Origin of the sequence: Ideonella azotifigens (assembly GCF_006519715.1) — a bacterium.
Lineage (GTDB): Bacteria > Pseudomonadota > Gammaproteobacteria > Burkholderiales > Burkholderiaceae_C > Ideonella > Ideonella azotifigens.
In genome coordinates this window covers 1-1,220 of the sequence record NZ_VIDT01001112.1, presented here as the reverse complement: position 1 = coordinate 1,220, position 1,220 = coordinate 1, and the positions used below count along the sequence as shown (strand labels likewise).

The window sequence follows — 1,220 nt, the reverse complement described above, 5'->3', positions numbered from 1 at the left end:
CAGCGCCACCACCACGGCTTCGCGCACACCCGGTTGGCTCAGCAACTGAGCCTCGATCTCGCCCAGCTCGATGCGCTGGCCGCGCAGCTTGAGCTGGTGATCCAGCCGGCCGAGGTATTCGAGCTGGCCGTTCTCACGGTGTCGCACCAGGTCACCGGTGCGGTAGAGGCGCGAGCCGTCTGCGGCCAGCGGGTCGGCAATGAAACGCTCGGCGCTGAGCGCCGGCTTGCCGAGGTAGCCGCGGGCCAGGCCCACGCCGCCGAGGTAGAGCTCACCGGCGACGCCCGGCGGGCTGGGGTTCAGGTCCGCATCCAGCACCTGGGTGCGCAAGCCGGCGATGGGCCGGCCGATGGCGACCTGGCCGCGGCCGTCTTCGCGGCAGGTCCAGTGGGTCACGTCGATGGCGGCTTCGGTCGGGCCGTAGAGGTTGTACAGCGCGGCACCCGGCAGCCGCCGGAAGACATCGCGCTGCGCCTCGGCCGGCAAGGCCTCGCCGCTGCAGACGATGCGGCGCAGCACCTCGTTGCAGGCCTCCACGCCCTCATGCGCCAGGAAGGCCTGCAGCATCGACGGCACGAAGTGCAGCGTGCTGACACCGTGCTGAAGGATCAGCGCGACCAGGCGCGCCGGGTCGCGGTGTTCGCCGGGTGCGGCCACGGCCAGGCGGGCGCCGGCCATCAGCGGCCAGAAGAACTCCCAGACCGACACGTCGAAGCCAAACGGGGTTTTCTGCAGCACGGTGTCGCGTGGCGACAGTGCGTAAGCCTGCTGCATCCAGGCCAGCCGGTTGTAGAGCGCGCGGTGATGGTTGGCCGCGCCCTTGGGCCGGCCGGTGGAGCCGGAGGTGTAGATCACATAGGCCAGGTGCTCGCCATGCAGCAGCGGCCGCGGGTCGTCCTGCCGCGCCTCGGACAGGTCCAGCGTGCGCAGGTTCCAGTTCGGCAGACCGGCAGCAAACGGCGCCACGTCGCGATCGCTCAACAGCAGCGAGATGCCACTGTCCTCGGCCATGTAGGCCAGGCGTTCGTCGGGGTGTTCCGGGTCCAGCGGCACGTAGGCGCCGCCCGCCTTCATCACCGCCAGCAGCGCGACGACCATCTCGATGGAACGTGCCATCCACACGCCCACGCGCGCATCCGGCCGCACGCCGGCCGCGATCAGGCGATGCGCCAGCTGGTTGGCGCGGCGGTTCAGCTCGGCGTAGCTCAGCACCGTGTCGC

1 protein-coding gene is annotated in these 1,220 nt (G+C 70.8%); it reads right to left on the bottom strand.

Going from position 1 to position 1,220, the window contains the following annotated elements; genetic code table 11:
• The coding region (locus tag FKP22_RS30960; protein ID WP_141292006.1) for an amino acid adenylation domain-containing protein at window positions 1-1,220 on the bottom strand (1,220 nt) is incomplete at both ends.